16 protein-coding genes and 1 pseudogene are annotated in these 17,086 nt (G+C 69.1%); 5 read left to right on the top strand and 12 right to left on the bottom strand.

What is annotated here, in order from left to right:
- Window positions 1-121: 121 nt before the first annotated feature.
- The 5 genes from kdsB to ACOCMH_RS19755 form a co-directional block, all read right to left on the bottom strand.
- Window positions 122-931 carry a 3-deoxy-manno-octulosonate cytidylyltransferase gene (kdsB, locus tag ACOCMH_RS19735; protein ID WP_171514071.1) on the bottom strand — a complete coding sequence of 270 codons (810 nt, stop codon included), beginning with the start codon at window positions 929-931 and terminating at the stop codon, window positions 122-124.
- Window positions 932-942: 11 nt separating this feature from the next.
- A complete protein-coding gene (locus ACOCMH_RS19740) occupies window positions 943-1,146 on the bottom strand; it encodes a Trm112 family protein (RefSeq protein ID WP_171514070.1) in 204 nt (67 codons plus the stop codon).
- Window positions 1,127-2,230 carry a tetraacyldisaccharide 4'-kinase gene (gene lpxK, locus ACOCMH_RS19745; RefSeq protein ID WP_427312639.1) on the bottom strand — a complete coding sequence of 368 codons (1,104 nt, stop codon included), beginning with the start codon at window positions 2,228-2,230 and terminating at the stop codon, window positions 1,127-1,129. Before lpxK ends, ACOCMH_RS19740 begins: the two co-directional genes overlap by 20 nt.
- A gap of 143 nt (window positions 2,231-2,373) precedes the next feature.
- A complete protein-coding gene (locus ACOCMH_RS19750; protein ID WP_427312640.1) occupies window positions 2,374-2,799 on the bottom strand; it encodes an ExbD/TolR family protein in 426 nt (141 codons plus the stop codon).
- A 23-nt stretch (window positions 2,800-2,822) separates the two neighbouring features.
- Entirely contained in the window at window positions 2,823-3,443 is a 621-nt protein-coding gene (locus tag ACOCMH_RS19755; RefSeq protein WP_427312641.1) for a MotA/TolQ/ExbB proton channel family protein, read from the bottom strand.
- Window positions 3,444-4,525: 1,082 nt separating this feature from the next.
- Here ACOCMH_RS19755 and xseA point away from each other — a divergent pair.
- Both xseA and sodB read left to right on the top strand, forming a co-directional pair.
- A complete protein-coding gene (gene xseA, locus ACOCMH_RS19760) occupies window positions 4,526-5,911 on the top strand; it encodes an exodeoxyribonuclease VII large subunit (protein WP_427312642.1) in 1,386 nt (461 codons plus the stop codon).
- 199 nt (window positions 5,912-6,110) lie between these two features.
- A complete protein-coding gene (gene sodB / locus ACOCMH_RS19765) occupies window positions 6,111-6,692 on the top strand; it encodes a superoxide dismutase [Fe] (protein WP_012351891.1) in 582 nt (193 codons plus the stop codon).
- Between the two features lie 90 nt (window positions 6,693-6,782).
- Here sodB and ACOCMH_RS19770 read toward each other — a convergent pair whose 3' ends face one another.
- Both ACOCMH_RS19770 and ACOCMH_RS19775 read right to left on the bottom strand, forming a co-directional pair.
- Window positions 6,783-7,547 carry an SDR family NAD(P)-dependent oxidoreductase gene (locus ACOCMH_RS19770; RefSeq protein ID WP_427312643.1) on the bottom strand — a complete coding sequence of 255 codons (765 nt, stop codon included), beginning with the start codon at window positions 7,545-7,547 and terminating at the stop codon, window positions 6,783-6,785.
- Window positions 7,548-7,568: 21 nt separating this feature from the next.
- Complete coding sequence (locus ACOCMH_RS19775; protein WP_427312644.1) at window positions 7,569-7,952, bottom strand: hypothetical protein; 384 nt, start codon at window positions 7,950-7,952, stop codon at window positions 7,569-7,571.
- Between the two features lie 251 nt (window positions 7,953-8,203).
- Here ACOCMH_RS19775 and ACOCMH_RS19780 point away from each other — a divergent pair, with 251 nt between their 5' ends.
- Window positions 8,204-8,485: a hypothetical protein gene (locus tag ACOCMH_RS19780; RefSeq protein ID WP_427312645.1), complete on the top strand. Its 282-nt coding sequence runs from the start codon at window positions 8,204-8,206 to the stop codon at window positions 8,483-8,485.
- Between the two features lie 4 nt (window positions 8,486-8,489).
- On the opposite strand, the gene ACOCMH_RS19785 is transcribed toward ACOCMH_RS19780, so the two are convergent.
- Window positions 8,490-9,101 carry a UdgX family uracil-DNA binding protein gene (locus tag ACOCMH_RS19785; RefSeq protein WP_427312646.1) on the bottom strand — a complete coding sequence of 204 codons (612 nt, stop codon included), beginning with the start codon at window positions 9,099-9,101 and terminating at the stop codon, window positions 8,490-8,492.
- Window positions 9,102-9,306: 205 nt separating this feature from the next.
- On the opposite strand from ACOCMH_RS19785, the gene ACOCMH_RS19790 reads away from it, so the two are divergent.
- A complete protein-coding gene (locus ACOCMH_RS19790; protein WP_427312647.1) occupies window positions 9,307-12,000 on the top strand; it encodes an ABC transporter transmembrane domain-containing protein in 2,694 nt (897 codons plus the stop codon).
- 12 nt (window positions 12,001-12,012) lie between these two features.
- Here the strand turns inward: ACOCMH_RS19790 and ACOCMH_RS19795 are convergent, their stop codons facing one another.
- From ACOCMH_RS19795 to ACOCMH_RS19810, 4 genes are read right to left on the bottom strand one after another with little or no spacing between them, the layout of a single operon-like run.
- Window positions 12,013-12,921 (bottom strand): glycosyltransferase family 2 protein, encoded by a 909-nt coding sequence (locus ACOCMH_RS19795; protein ID WP_427312648.1) that lies wholly within the window; start codon window positions 12,919-12,921, stop codon window positions 12,013-12,015.
- Between the two features lie 15 nt (window positions 12,922-12,936).
- Window positions 12,937-13,668 (bottom strand): PIG-L deacetylase family protein, encoded by a 732-nt coding sequence (locus ACOCMH_RS19800; protein ID WP_427312649.1) that lies wholly within the window; start codon window positions 13,666-13,668, stop codon window positions 12,937-12,939.
- 29 nt (window positions 13,669-13,697) lie between these two features.
- The gene (locus ACOCMH_RS19805; protein ID WP_171514059.1) at window positions 13,698-14,726 is read right to left on the bottom strand and encodes a UDP-glucuronic acid decarboxylase family protein; all 1,029 of its coding nucleotides are present in this window, start codon (window positions 14,724-14,726) and stop codon (window positions 13,698-13,700) included.
- Window positions 14,727-14,779: 53 nt separating this feature from the next.
- Window positions 14,780-16,051: a glycosyltransferase family 4 protein gene (locus ACOCMH_RS19810; protein ID WP_427312650.1), complete on the bottom strand. Its 1,272-nt coding sequence runs from the start codon at window positions 16,049-16,051 to the stop codon at window positions 14,780-14,782.
- Window positions 16,052-16,439: 388 nt separating this feature from the next.
- Between ACOCMH_RS19810 and ACOCMH_RS19815 the strand changes: the two are divergent.
- Window positions 16,440-16,958 (top strand): annotated as a pseudogene (locus ACOCMH_RS19815) (hypothetical protein).
- Window positions 16,959-17,086 lie beyond the last annotated feature (128 nt).

Consider the following 17,086-nt stretch of genomic DNA (forward strand, 5'->3'; position numbering starts at 1 on the left):
TTATGCCATGAGGCGGGCTGGATTCGGCCCGAAATCGGCCCCCCGATTGAGGTTGCAGCAGAATCAACCGGAGCGGGCAGGCGCTCGCGCGGGCGCCGTGCCCGGACCGATGGGGCGCCGGTCAGGGCCCTTCCTGGGCCATCGACTGCGCCCATAGCGCGCGCACGCGTTCAAGGTCGGCCTGGGTGTCGACGCCGGGCGCGGGCGCGCCGGCGGTCTGCATCACGGCGATGCGCTCGCCATGCCACATGGCGCGCAGCTGCTCCAGCGCCTCGGTCTGTTCCAGCGGCGCTGCGGGCAGCGTGGGGAAGCGGCGCAGGAACCCGGCGCGATAGGCATACAGGCCGATATGGCGCAGCACCGGCATGGCCGGCAGCGGTACCTGCGCCAGCGCGGCGGGCACGGCCGGCACGCCGGACCAGGCGTCGCGCGCCCACGGAATCGGCGCGCGCGAGAAATACAGCGCGCGGCCGGCGGCGTCGCACACCACCTTGACCACGTTGGGGTTGAACACTTCGGCGCTGTCGTGCAGCGGATGGGCCGCGGTGGCGATGGCGCAATCGGCGTGGCGCGCCAGGTGCAGCGCCACTTCGTCGATCAGCGCCGGCTCGATCAGCGGCTCGTCGCCCTGCACGTTGACGACGATGGCGTCATCGGCCAGGCCCAGTTGCGCGGCCACCTCGGACAGGCGGTCGGTGCCGGAAGGGTGGTCGGCACGCGTCAGCACGGCTTCAATGCCGTGCGCGGCGCAGGCCTGCGCCACCGCGGGCGCGTCGGTGGCGACTACCGTGCGCTGTGCCGACGACGCATGCGCGCGTTCGGCCACGCGCACCACCATCGGGCGCCCGCCGATATCGGCCAGGGGCTTGTCGGGCAGGCGGGTCGAGGCCAGCCGCGCCGGAATGACGACGGTAAACGCGGGCAGGGTCATGGCCGCGCTGCTCAGTTGCCCGCCGGCGCGTCCGGCTCGACCACGCGGCCCGGCACCGACTGGCGGGCCTCGTCGGCCAGCATCACGGGGATGCCGTCGCGGATCGGGTACGCCAGCTTGTCGGCGTGGCAGATCAGCTCTTGGGCGGCGCGGTCGTATTCCAGCTTGCCCTTGCATAGCGGGCAGACCAGGATTTCAAGCAGCCGGTTGTCCATCTCGGTGTTCCTCGTTGCGCCCGGCGGCGCCGCTCGCGGCGGCCGGCGCGTTCGGCGCGGGTTGGATTTGCGCCTGCACGGCGCGGCGGATTTTATCGATCAGGGCCGCATCGATCACGGGCTTGGTGGGGACGACCCAGATGCGCGGGTCGTCGAAGCGCTCGCATTTTACGGCATCCTTCTCGGTGATCAGGATCACGTCGGCATCGAGGGCATCGGGATGGTCGAAGAACGGGTCGGCGACGAAGTCATAGTGGTCGGGCAGCGGCAGCGTCTTCGGCGCGAGGCCGGCGCCGCGCAGGCTGGCGAAGAAGCGCTCGGGGTTGCCGATACCGGCCGCGGCCAGCACGCGCCGGCCGGCAAAGGCGCTGAGCGGCCGCGCCATGGTCGGATCGGCAAGCTGCCAGGCGTCATCGAGTTCCAGCCGCATGCCGTACACGCCGGGGCGGTCAGGCGTGGCGCGGAAAGTGGGGTCGTTGATCAGGGTGGCGTCGCGCGGGCGCGACAGCGGCTCGCGCAACGGGCCGGCCGGCAGCATCAGGCCGTTGCCACCCATGCGCGCGTCGAACATCACGATCTCGAAGTCGCGCTGCAGCTTGTAGTGCTGCAGGCCGTCGTCGAGCAGCAGCACATTGACGCCGGGGTGCGACACCAGCATGGCCTGCGCGCACAGCGCGCGGTCGGGAAAGACCCACACCGGCACGTCGGTGGCGCGCGCGATCAGCAGCGGTTCATCGCCGACGTCGCCGGCCTGCGAGGTGGGCTTGACCCGGCGCGGGTGCTTCAGCTGCACGCCGTAGCCGCGCGAGACCACGCCGGGCCGCAGCCCGGCCTCGGTCAGCGCCTGCGCCAGCGCAATCACCGCCGGGGTCTTGCCGGTGCCGCCCACGGTGACGTTGCCGACCACCACCACCGGCATCGGCAGCCGCGTCGACTTGAACCAGCCGCGCTGGTAGCCATGGCGGCGCACCCGCGCGACCAGGCCGAACAGTAGCGAGAACGGCAGCATGACCCACGCGAACCAGCCGCGGCGTTGCCACTGGGCGGTTACGAAATCGGCAAGGGCATGACGGGGAACGGGCATGGACGCGGCGGGCGAGAGTCGAAGGTCGGGATGCGATTGTAGTGCGCGCGCGGCTTCGCCCCTCGGGCGACCCAACCATTATGGGCATTGCCATGCGCATGGGGCAAGTCCGCCGGCCGCCGGCGGGGCGGGCCGGCCCGGGATCAGCGCGGCTGCGCGCTCTGGGTGGCGAAGGTCAGGCGCGACAGCCCCGCCAGCCGCGCGGCCTCCATCACATTGACCACGGCCTGGTGGGTGGCCTGCGCGTCGGCATTGACGATCACCACCGGCTGCTGGCCGCCGGCGCCGGAGGCTGCGCGCAGCCGGTCGGCGAGGCTGGTGACGTCTTTTTGCTCCATCACCTGCTTGTTGACCGAATAGACGCCGCGAGAAGACACCGATACCACGATCTCCTGCGGCTGCTGCCGGGCGCGCTCGGCATCGGCGGTGGGCAGCTGGATCTGCAGCTCGGTAAAGCGCGAGTACGTGGTCGTGATCATCAGGAAGATCAGGATCACGAGCAGCACGTCGATCAGCGGGATCAGGTTGATCTCCGGCTCTTCGCGCCGCTGGCGGGAACGGAAGTGCATGGCGTTCGCTTTGCGTGCGGCGCTCAGGCGCGCCGCTGCGGCAGGATGGCGTCGAGGAACGAGGTGGCGCGGAATTCCAGTTCGGCCACGTAGTCGTCGACGCGGCGGCGGAAGTAGCGCCAGAAGATCAGCGCCGGGATCGCCACGATCAGGCCGAAGGCGGTGTTGTACAGCGCCACCGAGATGCCATGCGCCAGCTGCTCGGGGCTGGTGCCGGTGCCGCCCTGGCTGCCGAAGATCTCGATCATGCCGATCACCGTGCCCAGCAGCCCCATCAGCGGTGCCACCGAGGCGATCGTGCCGAGTGCGTTCAGGTAGCGCTCGAGCTCATGCGCGACCACCCGGCCGGCTTCCTCGACCACGTCCTTGGCGGCGTCGCGCGAGGTATGCGGCTGCAGCACGACGTGGCGCAGCCCCGCGGCCAGCACCCGGCCGAGCGGTGAATTCTGTTCCAGCGTATTGACCACTTCCGGCGTGGCGCGGCGCTGCTGCGCGGCCGCCAGCGCTTCGTCATAGAGCCGCGCGGGCAGCACCTTGCTGCGCTTTAGCGACAGGAAACGTTCGACGATCAGCGCCAGTGCGATGACCGAGGCGAGCAACAGCGGCCAGATCGGCCAACCGGCCGCTTGAATGATGGAAAACAATTGGACCCCCGGGATCGACCACCGAATAACGAAACCCCAAACCACCAGTCGGCATGCCTTGAGGCGCGTCGGCATGATGCCTTGCTGCGCGCTCCGGCATTGCTCTGAAAAAACAGGCGCCACTCTAACCCGCGGCCTGGCGCGCGGCAAGGGACCGCGCGCCGCTGTCTCCGGCGCGCATCGCGCCGGCAGTCGCCGCCCCGCGCTGTCCACAGCGCGCAGGGACAGTGTTGTGGATCGATTGTGGAAAGCTGCCGGACAAGATGGCTAAGCCATTGATCGGAAAGGGCAAAGCAAGCGCTGCTTAAATTTTATGCAACGCCGCTCCTTACGTGCTGCGGCGCATTCGGCACGTGCCGCAGTGATGGCTGCCACAGCATCAGGCCATGCCTCGGTGCGCAAGGGCACCTTTGGACACAACTTTCCACAACGCAGCGGGACAGTACTGTGGAGGTCTTGTGGACAGGTGCCTGAGAAATTACCTAACCCGTTGATTCTAAAAGCAGTCGAACTCGATGCTTAAAAAACAGGCAGGCCGGCATTTCCACTGCGGGCGGGCGCCACGGCAGGCAGGCCCGGCAAAAAATTGGGGTTGTCCACAGCGGCGAGGGAGAGCATTGTGGACGGCTTGTGGACAAATCCGGGAAAAGAGATTCAAGTCTTTGAATTTATATGGTTTTTTCAGCGATGCCGAGAAATTGTGCAAGCGCAGCACTAAACGCTCGCAAGCGCACCGCATTCAGGGCGGTGCTGGCCGCGCGAAGAGCGAGGCGCATGGCGCATCCGATAAGCGGACTACTCGTCATGCGATCCTGTAAAGTGTTTTATGCGTTGCATTTTATCCAGAGAAGCTGTGGATAACTTTGTGAACAAGCCCTTCGGCCGCCGTGTAAGTGGTTGATGCAAAAGAGAAATGGTTATATTGCCTAATTTTTGTTGTGCTTATAAATCGCATAAGAATCAAAGGCTTGCACGAATTCATGCGGCTTCCGGGGCAACCGTCAGGCATCAGCGCTACCCCCTTGACATAGCAGTTATGCTGTGGACATGTCTGATCCACGCCGCTTGCCCGCGGCTTGCCCATGCCTGACTTGCCGAATTTTTCACGTGACCCTTCCTCCACCGCACCGCGTGGCGGCCGCGAGGTGATCTCCGTCGGCGAACTCAACCACGCCATCGCCGGCGTGCTCGAACGCAGCTTCCCGCTCGCCTGGGTACGCGGCGAGATCTCAAACTTCACGCGCGCGGCGAGCGGCCACTGGTATTTCTCGCTGAAGGACGCGCGCGCGCAGATCCGCTGCGTGATGTTCCGCGGCCGCAACCAGCATGTCGACTTCCAGCCGCGCGAAGGCGAGGCCGTTGAAGTGCGCGCCGTGGTTTCGATGTACGAGGCGCGCGGCGAACTGCAGCTGGGGGTCGAGGCCATGCGCCGCGCCGGGCTCGGCAACCTGTATGAAGCCTTCCTGCGGCTCAAGGAAAAGCTGTCGCAGGCTGGGCTGTTCGCGCCCGAGCGCAAGCGCCCGGTGCCGGCGCAGCCCCGCCGCATCGGCGTGGTCACGTCGCTGCAGGCCGCGGCGCTGCGCGATGTGCTGAGCACGCTGCGGCGGCGCGCGCCGCATGTGCCGGTGGTGGTTTATCCGGTACCGGTGCAGGGCGCCGGCGCGGCGCAGAAGATTGCGGACATGCTCGATGCCGCGGCGGCGCGCGCCGAATGCGACGTGCTGATCCTGTGCCGTGGCGGCGGCAGCATCGAGGACCTGTGGTCGTTCAATGAAGAGGTGGTAGCGCACGCGATCGCGCGCTGCGCGCTCCCGGTGGTCTCCGGCGTCGGCCACGAGACCGATTTCACCATTGCCGATTTTGTCGCCGACGTGCGCGCGCCGACGCCCACCGGCGCGGCCGAGCTGGTCAGCCCGGATCGCGCGCACCTGCTTGCGCAGACGCTGCGCGCGCGCGATGCGCTGCGGCAATGCATGCGGCGCGGGCTGGACCTGCGCGCGCAACACGTGGACTGGCTGGCGCGGCGCGTGCGCAGCCCGCAGGCGCAGTTGCAGGAGCGGCGCGCACAGGTCGACAATCTGGCGCGACATTTGCGATCGGCATTGCGTGACACCGTGGTGTCGCAGCGGCATCGCCAGCAATTGCTGGCGATGCGCTGGCGCGCGAGCCGTCCCGACGCCGCCGCGGCCCGCGCCGACGTGGCGCGCTTGTGGCAACGGCTGCAGGCAGCCGCGCTGCGCCAGCACGAACGCGCGGGCCAGCGCCTGGCGCGCAGTGCCGGCGCGCTGGAACTGCTGGCGCCGCAGCGCACGCTGGAACGCGGCTATGCGGTGCTGCTGGACCAGCGCGGACGCGCGCTGCGCGCGCCCGCCGAAATCCGCGCCGGCAGCGTGGTCGAAGCGCATCTCGCCGAGGGCGTGGCAGACCTCGCCATCGCCGCCGTGCAGGCCAAGCTGCCGGAGTTCTGAGCCGCTGCGCGGCGTCGGGAACGCCTTTCATTCGAGTCGTTCCGCCGTCGCAGAGACGGCACGGAAATCTCCCGGAAACCCGCGCGCGGACAAACTAACATCGGAGCAGGGGACTTTGCGCCGCGGTTTGCGCGGGTCTTGCAAGTCCCCTACAATCGGCAATTCCGGACCCACAACCCCAACCCACAGAGACAGAACAATGGAACACAAGCTCCCCCCGCTGCCGTACGCGCATGATGCCCTGGCTCCGCACATCTCCAAGGAGACGCTGGAGTTCCATCATGACAAGCACCACCAGACCTACGTCACCAACCTGAACAACCTCATCAAGGGCACCGAGTTCGAGAACGCGACCCTGGAAGAGATCGTCAAGAAGTCGTCGGGCGGCATCTTCAACAACGCTGCCCAGGTGTGGAACCACACCTTCTACTGGGATTCGCTGAAGCCCAACGGCGGTGGCCAGCCGACCGGCGCACTCGCCGATGCCATCAACGCCAAGTGGGGCTCGTTCGACAAGTTCAAGGAAGAGTTCACCAAGGTTGCCGTCGGCACCTTCGGCTCGGGCTGGGCCTGGCTGGTCAAGAAGGCCGACGGCTCGCTGGACCTGGTGTCCACCTCCAACGCCGCCACGCCGCTGACCACCGATGCCAAGCCGCTGCTGACCTGCGACGTGTGGGAGCACGCCTACTACATCGACTACCGCAATGCCCGCCCGAAGTACGTCGAGGCGTTCTGGAATGTCGTGAACTGGGACTTCGCCGGCAAGAACTTCGCTGGCTGATCCACGGATCGTCCGCAGTGCAGGAAAGGGCCGCGAGGCCCTTTTTTGTTGCCCGCCTTCGGCGTTGCGACGTTGCCGGAGTTCCCGGCGCTAGGCCTGGTGCGGTTGGCCGTTCGAAGCCATCAGGCCGCCGTCGACCGGCAGGTTCACGCCGGTGACAAAGCGTGCATCGTCGCTGGCGAGGAAGGCGATCACCGCGGCGATGTCCTCGGGCTCGGCGGTGCTGCCAAGGGCGATGCGGTCGCGGAAGCGCTCGAGCAGCGCTTCATCGCTGAACATGTCCTCGGTCATGCCGGTGCGCGTCAGCGACGGGCATACCGCGTTCACGCGCACGCCGTCGCGGCCGTAGTCCATCGCCAGCGCCCGCGTCAGGTTGCTGACGCCGCCCTTGGCGGCGTTGTAGAACGACAGGCCCCAGTCGCCGCCAAGCCCCGAGACCGACGACACGTTGACGATGCAGCCGCGCGATTGCATCAGCGCGGGCATTGCCGCGCGGCAGCCATGGAAGACGCCGTCGAGGTCGATCGACATCACCTGGCGCCAGTCTTCCAGGCTGGCCTCGGTGATGCGGCCCTCGACCGCCACGCCGGCGTTGTTGACCATCACGTCGAGCCGGCCGAAGCGCCGCAGCGTGGCCTCGACCAGTGCCTGCACCTGCGGCCACTGCGCCACGTCGGTCACCTGCACCAGGCATCGGTCGGAGGGCAGCCCGGCGGCAGTCTTGTCGAGCTTGTCGCGCGTGCGTCCGGCCAGCGCCACGCTGGCGCCTTCGTCGGCAAAGCGCCGCGCGGTGGCCGCGCCGATACCGGAACCGGCGCCGGTGACGATCACTACCTTGTCAGCAAATCGTGCCATCGCTCCGCCTCCTGATGGGGTTCAGCGTGCCTTCGAATCCGGCACGCGGGTCTGGTCGATCGAGGCCCCGCCGGTGCCCTTGCGCGGCTTGCCATGCAGGCCGTCGCGGTCGGCCTTGCCGGCGCTCTCCGAGGCCGGCTTGGGCTTGTCGCGGCCGGGCAGACCGCCGGCGGTGTGCGGCTCCTTGGGTACGTCGCCGAGGTCCTTGGCGAGGCCGCCGGGGTTGGTCGGCGTGGCGCCGGGCGTGCTGCCCGGCGTGGTGCTGGCACCGGGCGGCGGAATGGTCTGGCTGCCCTTGGGGCCTTTGTCGGTGCGCACGCCGGTATCGGCCGGCTGTGCCAGCGCCGCCCCTGCCAGCGCGGATAGCAGCACGAGCGCTGCCGCATGTGGGATCGAGGATCGCATCTGGAATCTCCTGGTGAACGCGGGCATGTGGTACGCGAAAAGCATTTGCCGGGCCAACCCGCGCGCTGGCGCGTAGGGCGCGGCGGCGGACCGGCGCAAAGCACTTTCTACAAGCGCCGGCGGTTGTTACAAGCAAGCGGCGCGGCGCGGCGGCCGGATCCGTGCGCGGGGGCGTGGGGCCAGGGTGGGAACGAAGCTTGCGCGCTCCTTGGTGTTGGCCGGCACTTGCAGCCGGTATTACCGGAGGCGCCATGAAGCACAGCAAGCACGATACGTCGAACAAGCCCTCGCTTGACCAGCGCCAAGGCCTGGATGACCGTGAACTGAAGGAAAACGCAGCGGACAACCAGCGCGCCCGCGAACGCGCGCGAGCCGATTGGGAGAATGCCGCGTCACACCGCAAGGACGAGCCGAAAAAGCCGAAGGCCCCGCAGCCCGGCAAGGGCGAAATGCCACCCGGCGTCGGCTCGCGTGACCTGCACGATCCCGGCAGCCGTGATCCCGACGCGCCGCCGACCGTGAACCGGTCCTGACGGGTCAGCCGGGCTTCGCGCCGCGCGCCAGGCGCGCGGCCGCGCGCAGGCTGCGCACGATGCGGTCGAAGGCCGCGGCGCGCGCTTCGTCGCTACGCTGGCGCAGGGCAAAGGAGGGGTGGTAGGTCGCGATGACCAGCCGCCCCTCATGCTCAACCGGTGTCTCCATCATGCCCGCCAGCGTCACGCTCTTGCGGCCCAGCACCGCGCGCGCAGCGGTGGCGCCCAGCGCCACCACGACGGTGGGATGCACTTGCTCCAGCTCGCGCTCCAGCCAGAGGTTGCAGGCCTCGATTTCCTGCTGCGCCGGCGATTTGTGCAGCCGGCGCTTGCCACGCCACTCGAACTTGAAATGCTTGACCGCATTGGTCATGAAGAGCTTGTCGCGGTCCAGGCCGGCGGCCTGCAGCGCTTCGTCCAGCAGATGTCCGGCCGGCCCGACAAAGGGCGAGCCCTGCAGGTCTTCCTGCGAGCCCGGCTGTTCGCCCACCAGCATGATGCGTGCATGGGCCGCGCCGGCGCCGGGCACGCCCTGGGTGGCGTTGCGCCACAACGGGCAGCGCCGGCATTCGTTCAGTTCGCCGCGGCTGACAGGCGGCTTGTTGCGCTCGGGCATGGCGGATGGCAGTAGCGCAGCGCGCGCAGGCGCTGCTGCCGGTTTGCAGCACGTTCCGCGCCATGGCGGGGCGCGCGCTGCGAGCCGCCCGCGCCGCATTGTCATCGGTATGGAACTTGCCTTGCCCCAAGACCCCGCGGCGGCCACGCCACCGCGCCGGGAGCCTTGCCTGCTGCACCAAACGCCTGACGCCTGAACCGCGCGCATGCCCCAGACCATCCGCCCCGCTTCCCGCCGCCGCATCGCCGCGGAACTGTTCCGCGCGATCTGGCGCTTCCGCGCCCGCGTGCTGATCGCGGTGTCCCTGCTGCTGCTGGCCAAGGCCTGCGCGGTGGCTGTGCCGCTGATGCTCAAGCTGGTGGTCGATGAAGTCACGCCGGCCGCGGCCGGCACCGACGCGGCGCGCCTGGGGCTGGTCACCATGCCGGTGTTCCTGGTGCTGGCCTATGCCATCCTGCGGCTGCTCGGCAACGCCTTCAGCGAGCTGCGCGACGTGGTCTTCGCCTACGTGACGCAGAGCACGGTGGCGGGCTTCATGGAACGTGCGTTCGCGCACCTGCATGCGCTGGGTGCGCGCTTCCACGCGCAGCGGGCCACCGGCAGCGTGATCCGCGACCTCGAGAAAGGCACCGCGGCGATCGGGTTCCTGCTGGGCGTTGCGGTCTTCACCATCGTGCCGACGCTGATGGAGATTGTGTCGGTGCTGGCCATCATGGTCGGCGCCTATGGCACGGCCTTCGCCGCCATCATCCTGGGCGTGTTCGTGTTGTACGCGGGCTTTACCTACGTTTTCACGCAGCGGCGCATGCGGGTGCAGCGCCAGGTCAATGCGATGGAAGCGACCACCAACAGCAAGCTGGTGGACAGTCTGCTCAACTACGACACCGTCAAGTTCTTTGCGCGCGAGTCCTTCGAAACCCGGCGGCTGTCCGGGATGCTGCAGCGCTGGGTCGGCATCAGCGTGGAAAACCAGTATGCGCTGTCGGCGCTGCATATCGGGCAAAGCCTGTGCATTGCCGTGGGCGTCGGCGCGGTGATGCTGCTGGCCACGCAACGGGTGATCCAGGGCTCGCTGTCGGTGGGCGACCTGGTGCTGATCAACGCCTACATCATCCAGGTGGTGTTGCCGCTGAACACGCTGGGCTTTATCTTCCGCGAGTCGAACGACGCCATGACCAACGTGGAGCGGCTGTTCGCGCTGCTCGATGCCCACGGCAAGCCCGGCGAGGACAGCGACGCACCGGCCGCGCGGCCGTTGCGCGTGACCCGCGGCGAGATCGTGTTCGACCGCGTCAACTTCAGCTACGACCCCAGCCACCAGACCCTGTGGGACGTCAGCTTCCGCGCCGGGGCCGGCCAGACCGTGGCGGTGGTGGGCGGCAGCGGCTCGGGCAAGTCGACGCTGGCGCGCCTGCTGTTCCGGCTGTACCAGCCCGACAGCGGCAGCATCAGCATCGACGGCCAGGATCTGCGCCTGGTCACGCAGCGCAGCCTGCGCGAGCTGATCGGCATCGTGCCGCAGGACACCATCCTGTTCAACGACACCATCGCCTACAACATCGGCTATGGCCGCGAAGGCGCGACCCGCGCCGACATCGTCGCCGCGGCGCGCGCGGCGCAACTCGACGCCTTTATCGACCGCCTGCCCGACGGCTATGAAACCCAGGTGGGCGAGCGCGGCGTGCGCCTGTCGGGCGGCGAGCGCCAGCGCGTGGCGATTGCGCGCGCGATGCTGAAGCGCCCGCCCATCGTGGTCTTCGACGAGGCCACCTCGGCGCTGGACACGCGCTCCGAACGCGCGATCCAGCAGGAACTGTCCGAAGTGGCGCGCGGACGCACCGCGCTGATCATCGCGCACCGGCTCTCGACCATCGTCGACGCCGACCGCATCCTGGTGATGGAGCACGGCCGCATCGTCGAAGACGGCAACCACGCCACGCTGCTGGAGCACGGCGGCATCTACACGCAGATGTGGCAGTTGCAGCAGCAGCAGCGCGAACTGGAGCGCGCCGAGCGGCGCCTGGCGCTGCAGCCGGTGCGGCTCGAGATCCTGGTCGCCAGCGTGGTCGACGGGCTGCGCGAGCTGATCGCCGAGCGCCGTCTCAACCTGTTCACGGTGCAGAGCGAGTCGGAGCTGCGCGTCACCGGCGACCCGGGCGTGCTGCAGAAGGCGATCTGGGAGCTGTGCCAGCACATGATCGCCACCGTCGAGCCGGGCGGGCGGCTGGAGTTGCGGCTCGAGCGGCTTGACGGCCAGGCCGGCCTGCGGCTGTCTTCCACGCCGGGCGACCTGCCGTTGCCGGATGTGCAGGGCCTGCACGAATGGCTGGCCGAGCACGGCGTCGCGCTGGCTGCCGACGGGGCGGCGCACGCGTACCAGCTGCTGATGCCGATGCGCGCCGTGCAGGAAGCCGAGCCACGCCGCGCCCCGGCCACGCAGCCAACCACCGAGGCCGCGCCCGAGGCGCCGGATGCGCAGGCGCTCAAGGGCCTGCGTGTGCTGCTGCTGGACGACGACGAACCCACGCGCGAGGTGCTGAGCGCCTCGCTGGAAGACTACGGTGCCCATGCCATCGCGCAGCAGCGCGGCGATGACGTGATCGCGCTGCTGGCGGGCACGCATCCGGGCCAGTGGCCGCAGGTGCTGCTGTGCGACCTCGCGCTTGACGAGGAAGACGGCTACACCGTGCTGCGCCGGGTGCGGCGGCTGGAAGCGCAGATGCAGGTGCCGCTGGGCAAGCGCATGACGGCGATCGCCCTGTCCGGGCACGCCGAGCCCCAGGACCGCATGCGTGCGCTGATGGCGGGGTTCCAGCTGCACCTGTCCAAGCCGGTGCGGGTGGGCGAGCTGGTGGCGGCGATCCGTTCGCTGGCGGTGCGCTCGACGCAGGAAGCGTAGCGCGGCCGCATCTCAGGCGCGCGGCTCGCGCAGCCGGCGCCGCAGTGTCAGCACCTCTGGCGGGATCACGCGCCGCTCCTGCCATACCCACGGCATGCCGCCCAGCATTTCGGCCACGCCGCGCCATCCCTGGCAGCGCCACAGCTGCGGCAAGGCCGCCGCGGTTTCTTCCAGCGCCATATGCCACGGCAAGCGCAACCAGGCGGACCAGATTGCATTGCGCGCCAGCAGCGAGCGGCGCTGCGCAGGGTTGCGCAGCGGACTGGGATGGTGATGCACCACCAGCTGCGGCGCATACACCAGCTGCCAGCCATGCGCGGCGAGATCCAGCGCCAGCAGCGTTTCCTCGCCGCCAAGGAAGAAGCGTGGATGGTAGCCGCCGGCCTGCCGGAACGCATCGGTGCGGAATGCGGTGGCGCCCGCCATCAGGCCCAGGATGGCGCGGCCGGGCAGCCTCGCCGAGGGCAGGGGGCTGGCCGCCATGCGCGCGCAGGTCGGGTCTTCGCCGCGGTGCTCGCCCACCAGGATGCGCGCAGTCAGCGCGCCGACGCGCGGATGGCGCTCGAACATCGCGCAGGCGGCCGACAGCGATCCCGGCGCCCACCAGCAATCGTCGTCGCAGAAGGCGACATAGCGGGTGCGGGCCCAGTCCGCGCCGAGGTTGCGGCCGGCCGCGCCGAGATTGCACGCGCTGCACAGCAGCGCCGCGTGCGGAAACTCGCGCCGCACCATGGCCGCGGTGCCATCGTCCGAGGCGTTGTCGACCACCGCGATGGGCGGGCGCTCGGGCAGCGCGCTCAGGCGCGCCAGCGCGGTGCGCACCGTATCGCGACGGTTGTGCGTCAGCACCACCACGCTGATGTCGCAAGGGGCGGCGCGCGCGGACAGGCGGGCAGGGGGAGCGTTGGTTGGTATCGGCATTGGGGTTGGCATGGCTCAGGCAGGGTCGGCGCCGGCCGGCTGCAGCATCCAGTAGCGCTCGGGCGCGCACAGGTCGCATAGCTTGTCTTCGCTGAACAACTGCAGCTGGCTCTGATAGGCGTTCAACGCATAGCTCTTTTGCGTCAGGTACTGCGTCACCGGCAGGTTGAGCGGCGTGGCGCGCAGGCCGCTGTCCCGGCATTGCGCCAGCCGTTGCTGCAGCAGGCCGGGCATGCGGCGGTAGATCGCGTCCTCGTAGTAGAGCCACTGCACGGGCGGTGGGCTCCACGCCGGACCGTACGCGGGCGTGGCCAGCATCAGCAGCCGGCAGGCATCATGCACCAGCGCATGGTCGGAATGAAACAGCCCGAGGGGGGCCACCACCACGCCCTCGGTCTGCGTCAGCAGCACGGTGTGCAGGGCGTCGGCAAGCTGTTGAGGGGTGTAGCGGCGACCATACTGGCTGTCCCAGAACTCCAGCCACACCGCGTGCGCGCCCAGCATGGTCAGCGCGTGGTTGTCCTCGCGCCGGCGCGACAGCACCGCCTGTTCGGCGCTGGCAAAACCGGCGGCCTGGTCCCAGTCGGGGGCCGGCAGGTCCGCGGGCGGCACGCCCGCGAACACGGTCACCACGCGCGCCGCGCGCGCGGCCGCGATCAGCCCGCCGCAACTGAACACGGCATCGTCCAGGTGCGGCGAGATCACGGTCACCGGGGCGGCGAGATCGACCACCAGCGCCGTGCCCATGCCGCCCCCTCGCGCGCTCCGGCACGCCGTCAACTGAGCGCGGCACGCGCTTCGCGCGCGGTGGCGGACACCGGCACCACGTTGCCCGGCGCGCCGGCGGCATGCGCCTGGGCGGCGAGCCGCGCGGCAAAGTAATCCACGGTGCGGCGCAGGCCGTCTTCCAGCGCGGTGTGCGGCTCCCAGCCCAGCAGCTGGCGCGCCAGCGTGATGTCGGGGCAGCGCTGGTGCGGGTCGTCGGCCGGCAGCGGGCGCATCTCGATGGCCGACTGCGAACCGGTGGCGCGCAGCACCGCCTGCGCAATCTGCAGCATGGTGGTCTCGCACGGGTTGCCCAGGTTGACCGGCGTGCCGCTCGCCGGCGCCTCCATCAGGCGGACCAGCGCGTCGACCATGTCGTCGACGTAGCAGAAGGCACGGGTCTGCGCGCCGTCGCCGTACACGGTCAGCGGCTGCCCGGCCAGCGCCTGGGTGATGAAGTTCGATACCACGCGGCCGTCGGCGGGGTGCATGCGCGGCCCGTAGGTGTTGAAGATGCGCGCAATGCGCACGTCCAGCCCGTGCTGGCGGTGGTAGTCCATGAACAGGGTCTCGGCGCAGCGCTTGCCTTCGTCGTAGCAGGAGCGGATGCCCACGGGATTGACGTGGCCCCAGTAGCCTTCCTGCTGCGGATGGTGCTCGGGGTCGCCATAGACTTCGCTGGTGGAGGCTTGCAGGATGCGCGCCCTGAGCCGCTTGGCCAGTCCCAGCATGTTGATGGCGCCGTTGACGCTGGTCTTGGTGGTCTGCACCGGATCGTGCTGGTAGTGCACCGGCGAGGCCGGGCACGCCAGGTTGTAGATCTCGTCGACTTCGACATACAGCGGGAAGGTGACGTCGTGGCGCAGCAGCTCGAAATTGGTCCGGCCGAGCAGGTGCGCGATGTTTTCCTTGGTGCCCGTGTAGAAGTTGTCCACGCACAGCACGTCCTGCCCGGCGCGCACCAGCCGCTCGCACAGGTGCGAGCCGAGGAATCCCGCGCCCCCGGTGACCAGGATGCGCTTGCGATCGCTTTCCTTCATTTCCGCTCTCCTTCGATTGACTTGCACTGGGTGGCTTGCATTTACCGCCAGCCTCAGGCCGCGGCACGGCCGGCCGCTGCTTGCAGCGCCGGGGCGCCGGCACAGACGCGCGCATAGACCGCTTCCATCTGCCGGGCCACGCCGGCCCAGGTGAAATGCGCCTGCGCGCGGTGCCGGCCGGCTTCGCCCAGCTGGCGCGCCAGCGCAGGATTCGCGGCCAGCTGCGCCAGCCGCGCCGCCAGCGCCGCCGGCGCCTTGGGCGGCACCAGGAAGCCGGTGTGCCCGTCCACCACCGTGGAGCGGATGCCGCCGACGTCGGCGCCGATCACCGGTGCGCCGCACGCCATCGCCTCCACCGGCGTGATGCCGAAAGGCTCATACCACGGCGTGGTCACGAAGACATCCGCAGCGCTGTAGAACAGGCGCAGGGTGTCGCGCCCGCGCCGGCCGGTAAACACCACGCGATCCGCCACGCCCTCGGCGCTGGCCACGTCCTGCAGCCGGCCGATCTCCGGCGTGGCTTGCACGCTGGGCTGCTCGGCGTTGCCGCCCACCACGTACAAGGTGGCGTCGAGGTCGGTGTCGCGGCGCAGGCAGCCCAGCGCGCGGATCACGTTGTCGATGCCCTTGCGCGGCACCAGCCGGCCCAGCTGCAGCACGCGAAACCCGTGCAGCGGCCAGCCCAGTGCGCGCCGCGCCGCGTCGCGCGGCACCGGCGCGAATTCGGCGGCGTCGAAGCCGCACGGCACGGTCTGCACGCGCGCGGGGTCGGCGCTGTACAGGTTGACCAGGTCGTCGAGGTCCTGCGGACATTCCGCCACCACGCAGTCGGCCTCGCGCACCAGCGTGTCCTCGATCTCGAAGCGCTCGTCGGGAAAGCCGTCGGTGCTGCCCTGGTGCAACCTGCGCACCTTGCCCAGCGCGTGGAAGGTCATCACCAGCGGGATGCCGAGCGCGTGGCGGGCGCGCAGCGCCGCCAGCCCGGACATGAAGAAGTTGGCATGGAGCACGTCGTAGCCGGTGACATCGCGGCGCACGAAGTCGGCCAGGAACGCGCCGAAGTCCTCCATATAGGGCAGCAGCTGTTCTTTCGGGATCTGCACCGGCGGCCCGGCAGTGACGTGGATCACGCGCACGTTGGGTGCGAACGCCACCACCTCTGGCAACAGCGCCTTATCGCGCCGCGTGAATACATCGACCTGGTAGCCGCGGCTGCCAAGCTGCCTTGCAAGATGCGCCACATAGATGTTCTGTCCGCCGCAGTCGGTGCTGCCGACACTGGCGAGTGGCGAGGCATGTTCGCTGATCAGCGCGATCTTGCGCATGGTGGGCTCCGGTGTATTGCGGCCGTGCCCGCGAACGCGGGCGGGATGGGAGGCCGTGGCTCTTGCAGCTAGCGTGCCATCCGCAGTTGCCGACGATTAAGGCGAAAAAATTCATCGGACTAGGGAACCGATGGAGAGGCGATATAACGCTTCTTTCCTGGTATGGGTGCCCGCATTGCGAAGAAGACGCACCGGCGCGCGCCCGGCCCGGTTTGGTCATTCTTACGCCGCCGCTTTGTAATTTGCGCTTACGGATCTTTCAGTGGCGAGCGCATCCAGCGCAGGCTTGCGACCGGCCCGATGTTTGCTGGGTCGATGGCTCCGATGCAAGCCGCGCTGCACGCGATGCCGGCGCGGCGTGCGCTGCCAACTCTCGATGGAGCTGCCCATGCCACTCACCCCTGAAGCCGGCCAGGCGCCCCGCGCCTCCCATGCCGGCGCAAGCCGGTTCAGCGATCCTGCCGCGGCACGGCGCGCGGTCGAACTGGCGTTGCCGATGCTGCAAGCTTCGCTGCGCGACAAGGCGGTCGGCGAAAGCGGCTGCATGCATGTGGTCGTGATGGATCCGACGCTGCAGCCCGGCGATTGCGCCTTCGAGGAAGCGATCCTCTAAGAGCACTCGCTGCCGTCGCGCGAGGCCTGGGACGCGGACTACAGCCGCTATGCGCGCGCCAAGGCCAGCCTCAGCTGGCGCACCGGCATGGCCAGCGCGCAGGTCGTGCACTGCAGCCCGCACCGGCTGCGCAGCGACGACACGCTGCTCGGCGGGGCGGTGGTGGTGGACGGCATCGTAGTGGCGGTGAGCGGTGCCAACGCCTGGTACGACGAGGCCTTTGCCGGCTGTGTGGCGATGCTGCTGCGGGCCGTGGCGCAAGGCGCTTGCGTGCGGGCCCAGCCGCCTGGCTGATGGCTGCGCACGCGGCTTCGCCTGACTGTTGGCACACATTTCGCACCGACAGCAAGCCTGCGCACGAAGAGATGCCTGCCCTGAACGCAGCATGCCGCCACCGCCAGGGCACCAGCGCCGATGTCCGT

Origin of the sequence: Cupriavidus sp. H39, from assembly GCF_050271075.1 — a bacterium.
In the GTDB taxonomy this organism is placed as follows: domain Bacteria; phylum Pseudomonadota; class Gammaproteobacteria; order Burkholderiales; family Burkholderiaceae; genus Cupriavidus; species Cupriavidus necator_B.

Coding starts and splice junctions, on each gene's coding strand:
- ACOCMH_RS19800 (WP_427312649.1), bottom strand. CDS start 13,668: ATGGGCACGGCGCTGGTGGTCGATCTCGCCGCCCCGGTGACCGTGATC.
- ACOCMH_RS19790 (WP_427312647.1), top strand. CDS start 9,307: ATGCCCCAGACCATCCGCCCCGCTTCCCGCCGCCGCATCGCCGCGGAA.
- ACOCMH_RS19750 (WP_427312640.1), bottom strand. CDS start 2,799: ATGCACTTCCGTTCCCGCCAGCGGCGCGAAGAGCCGGAGATCAACCTG.
- xseA (WP_427312642.1), top strand. CDS start 4,526: ATGCCTGACTTGCCGAATTTTTCACGTGACCCTTCCTCCACCGCACCG.
- ACOCMH_RS19785 (WP_427312646.1), bottom strand. CDS start 9,101: ATGCCCGAGCGCAACAAGCCGCCTGTCAGCCGCGGCGAACTGAACGAA.
- ACOCMH_RS19775 (WP_427312644.1), bottom strand. CDS start 7,952: ATGCGATCCTCGATCCCACATGCGGCAGCGCTCGTGCTGCTATCCGCG.
- ACOCMH_RS19780 (WP_427312645.1), top strand. CDS start 8,204: ATGAAGCACAGCAAGCACGATACGTCGAACAAGCCCTCGCTTGACCAG.
- lpxK (WP_427312639.1), bottom strand. CDS start 2,230: ATGCCCGTTCCCCGTCATGCCCTTGCCGATTTCGTAACCGCCCAGTGG.
- ACOCMH_RS19795 (WP_427312648.1), bottom strand. CDS start 12,921: ATGCCGATACCAACCAACGCTCCCCCTGCCCGCCTGTCCGCGCGCGCC.
- kdsB (WP_171514071.1), bottom strand. CDS start 931: ATGACCCTGCCCGCGTTTACCGTCGTCATTCCGGCGCGGCTGGCCTCG.
- sodB (WP_012351891.1), top strand. CDS start 6,111: ATGGAACACAAGCTCCCCCCGCTGCCGTACGCGCATGATGCCCTGGCT.
- ACOCMH_RS19770 (WP_427312643.1), bottom strand. CDS start 7,547: ATGGCACGATTTGCTGACAAGGTAGTGATCGTCACCGGCGCCGGTTCC.
- ACOCMH_RS19805 (WP_171514059.1), bottom strand. CDS start 14,726: ATGAAGGAAAGCGATCGCAAGCGCATCCTGGTCACCGGGGGCGCGGGA.
- ACOCMH_RS19740 (WP_171514070.1), bottom strand. CDS start 1,146: ATGGACAACCGGCTGCTTGAAATCCTGGTCTGCCCGCTATGCAAGGGC.
- ACOCMH_RS19810 (WP_427312650.1), bottom strand. CDS start 16,051: ATGCGCAAGATCGCGCTGATCAGCGAACATGCCTCGCCACTCGCCAGT.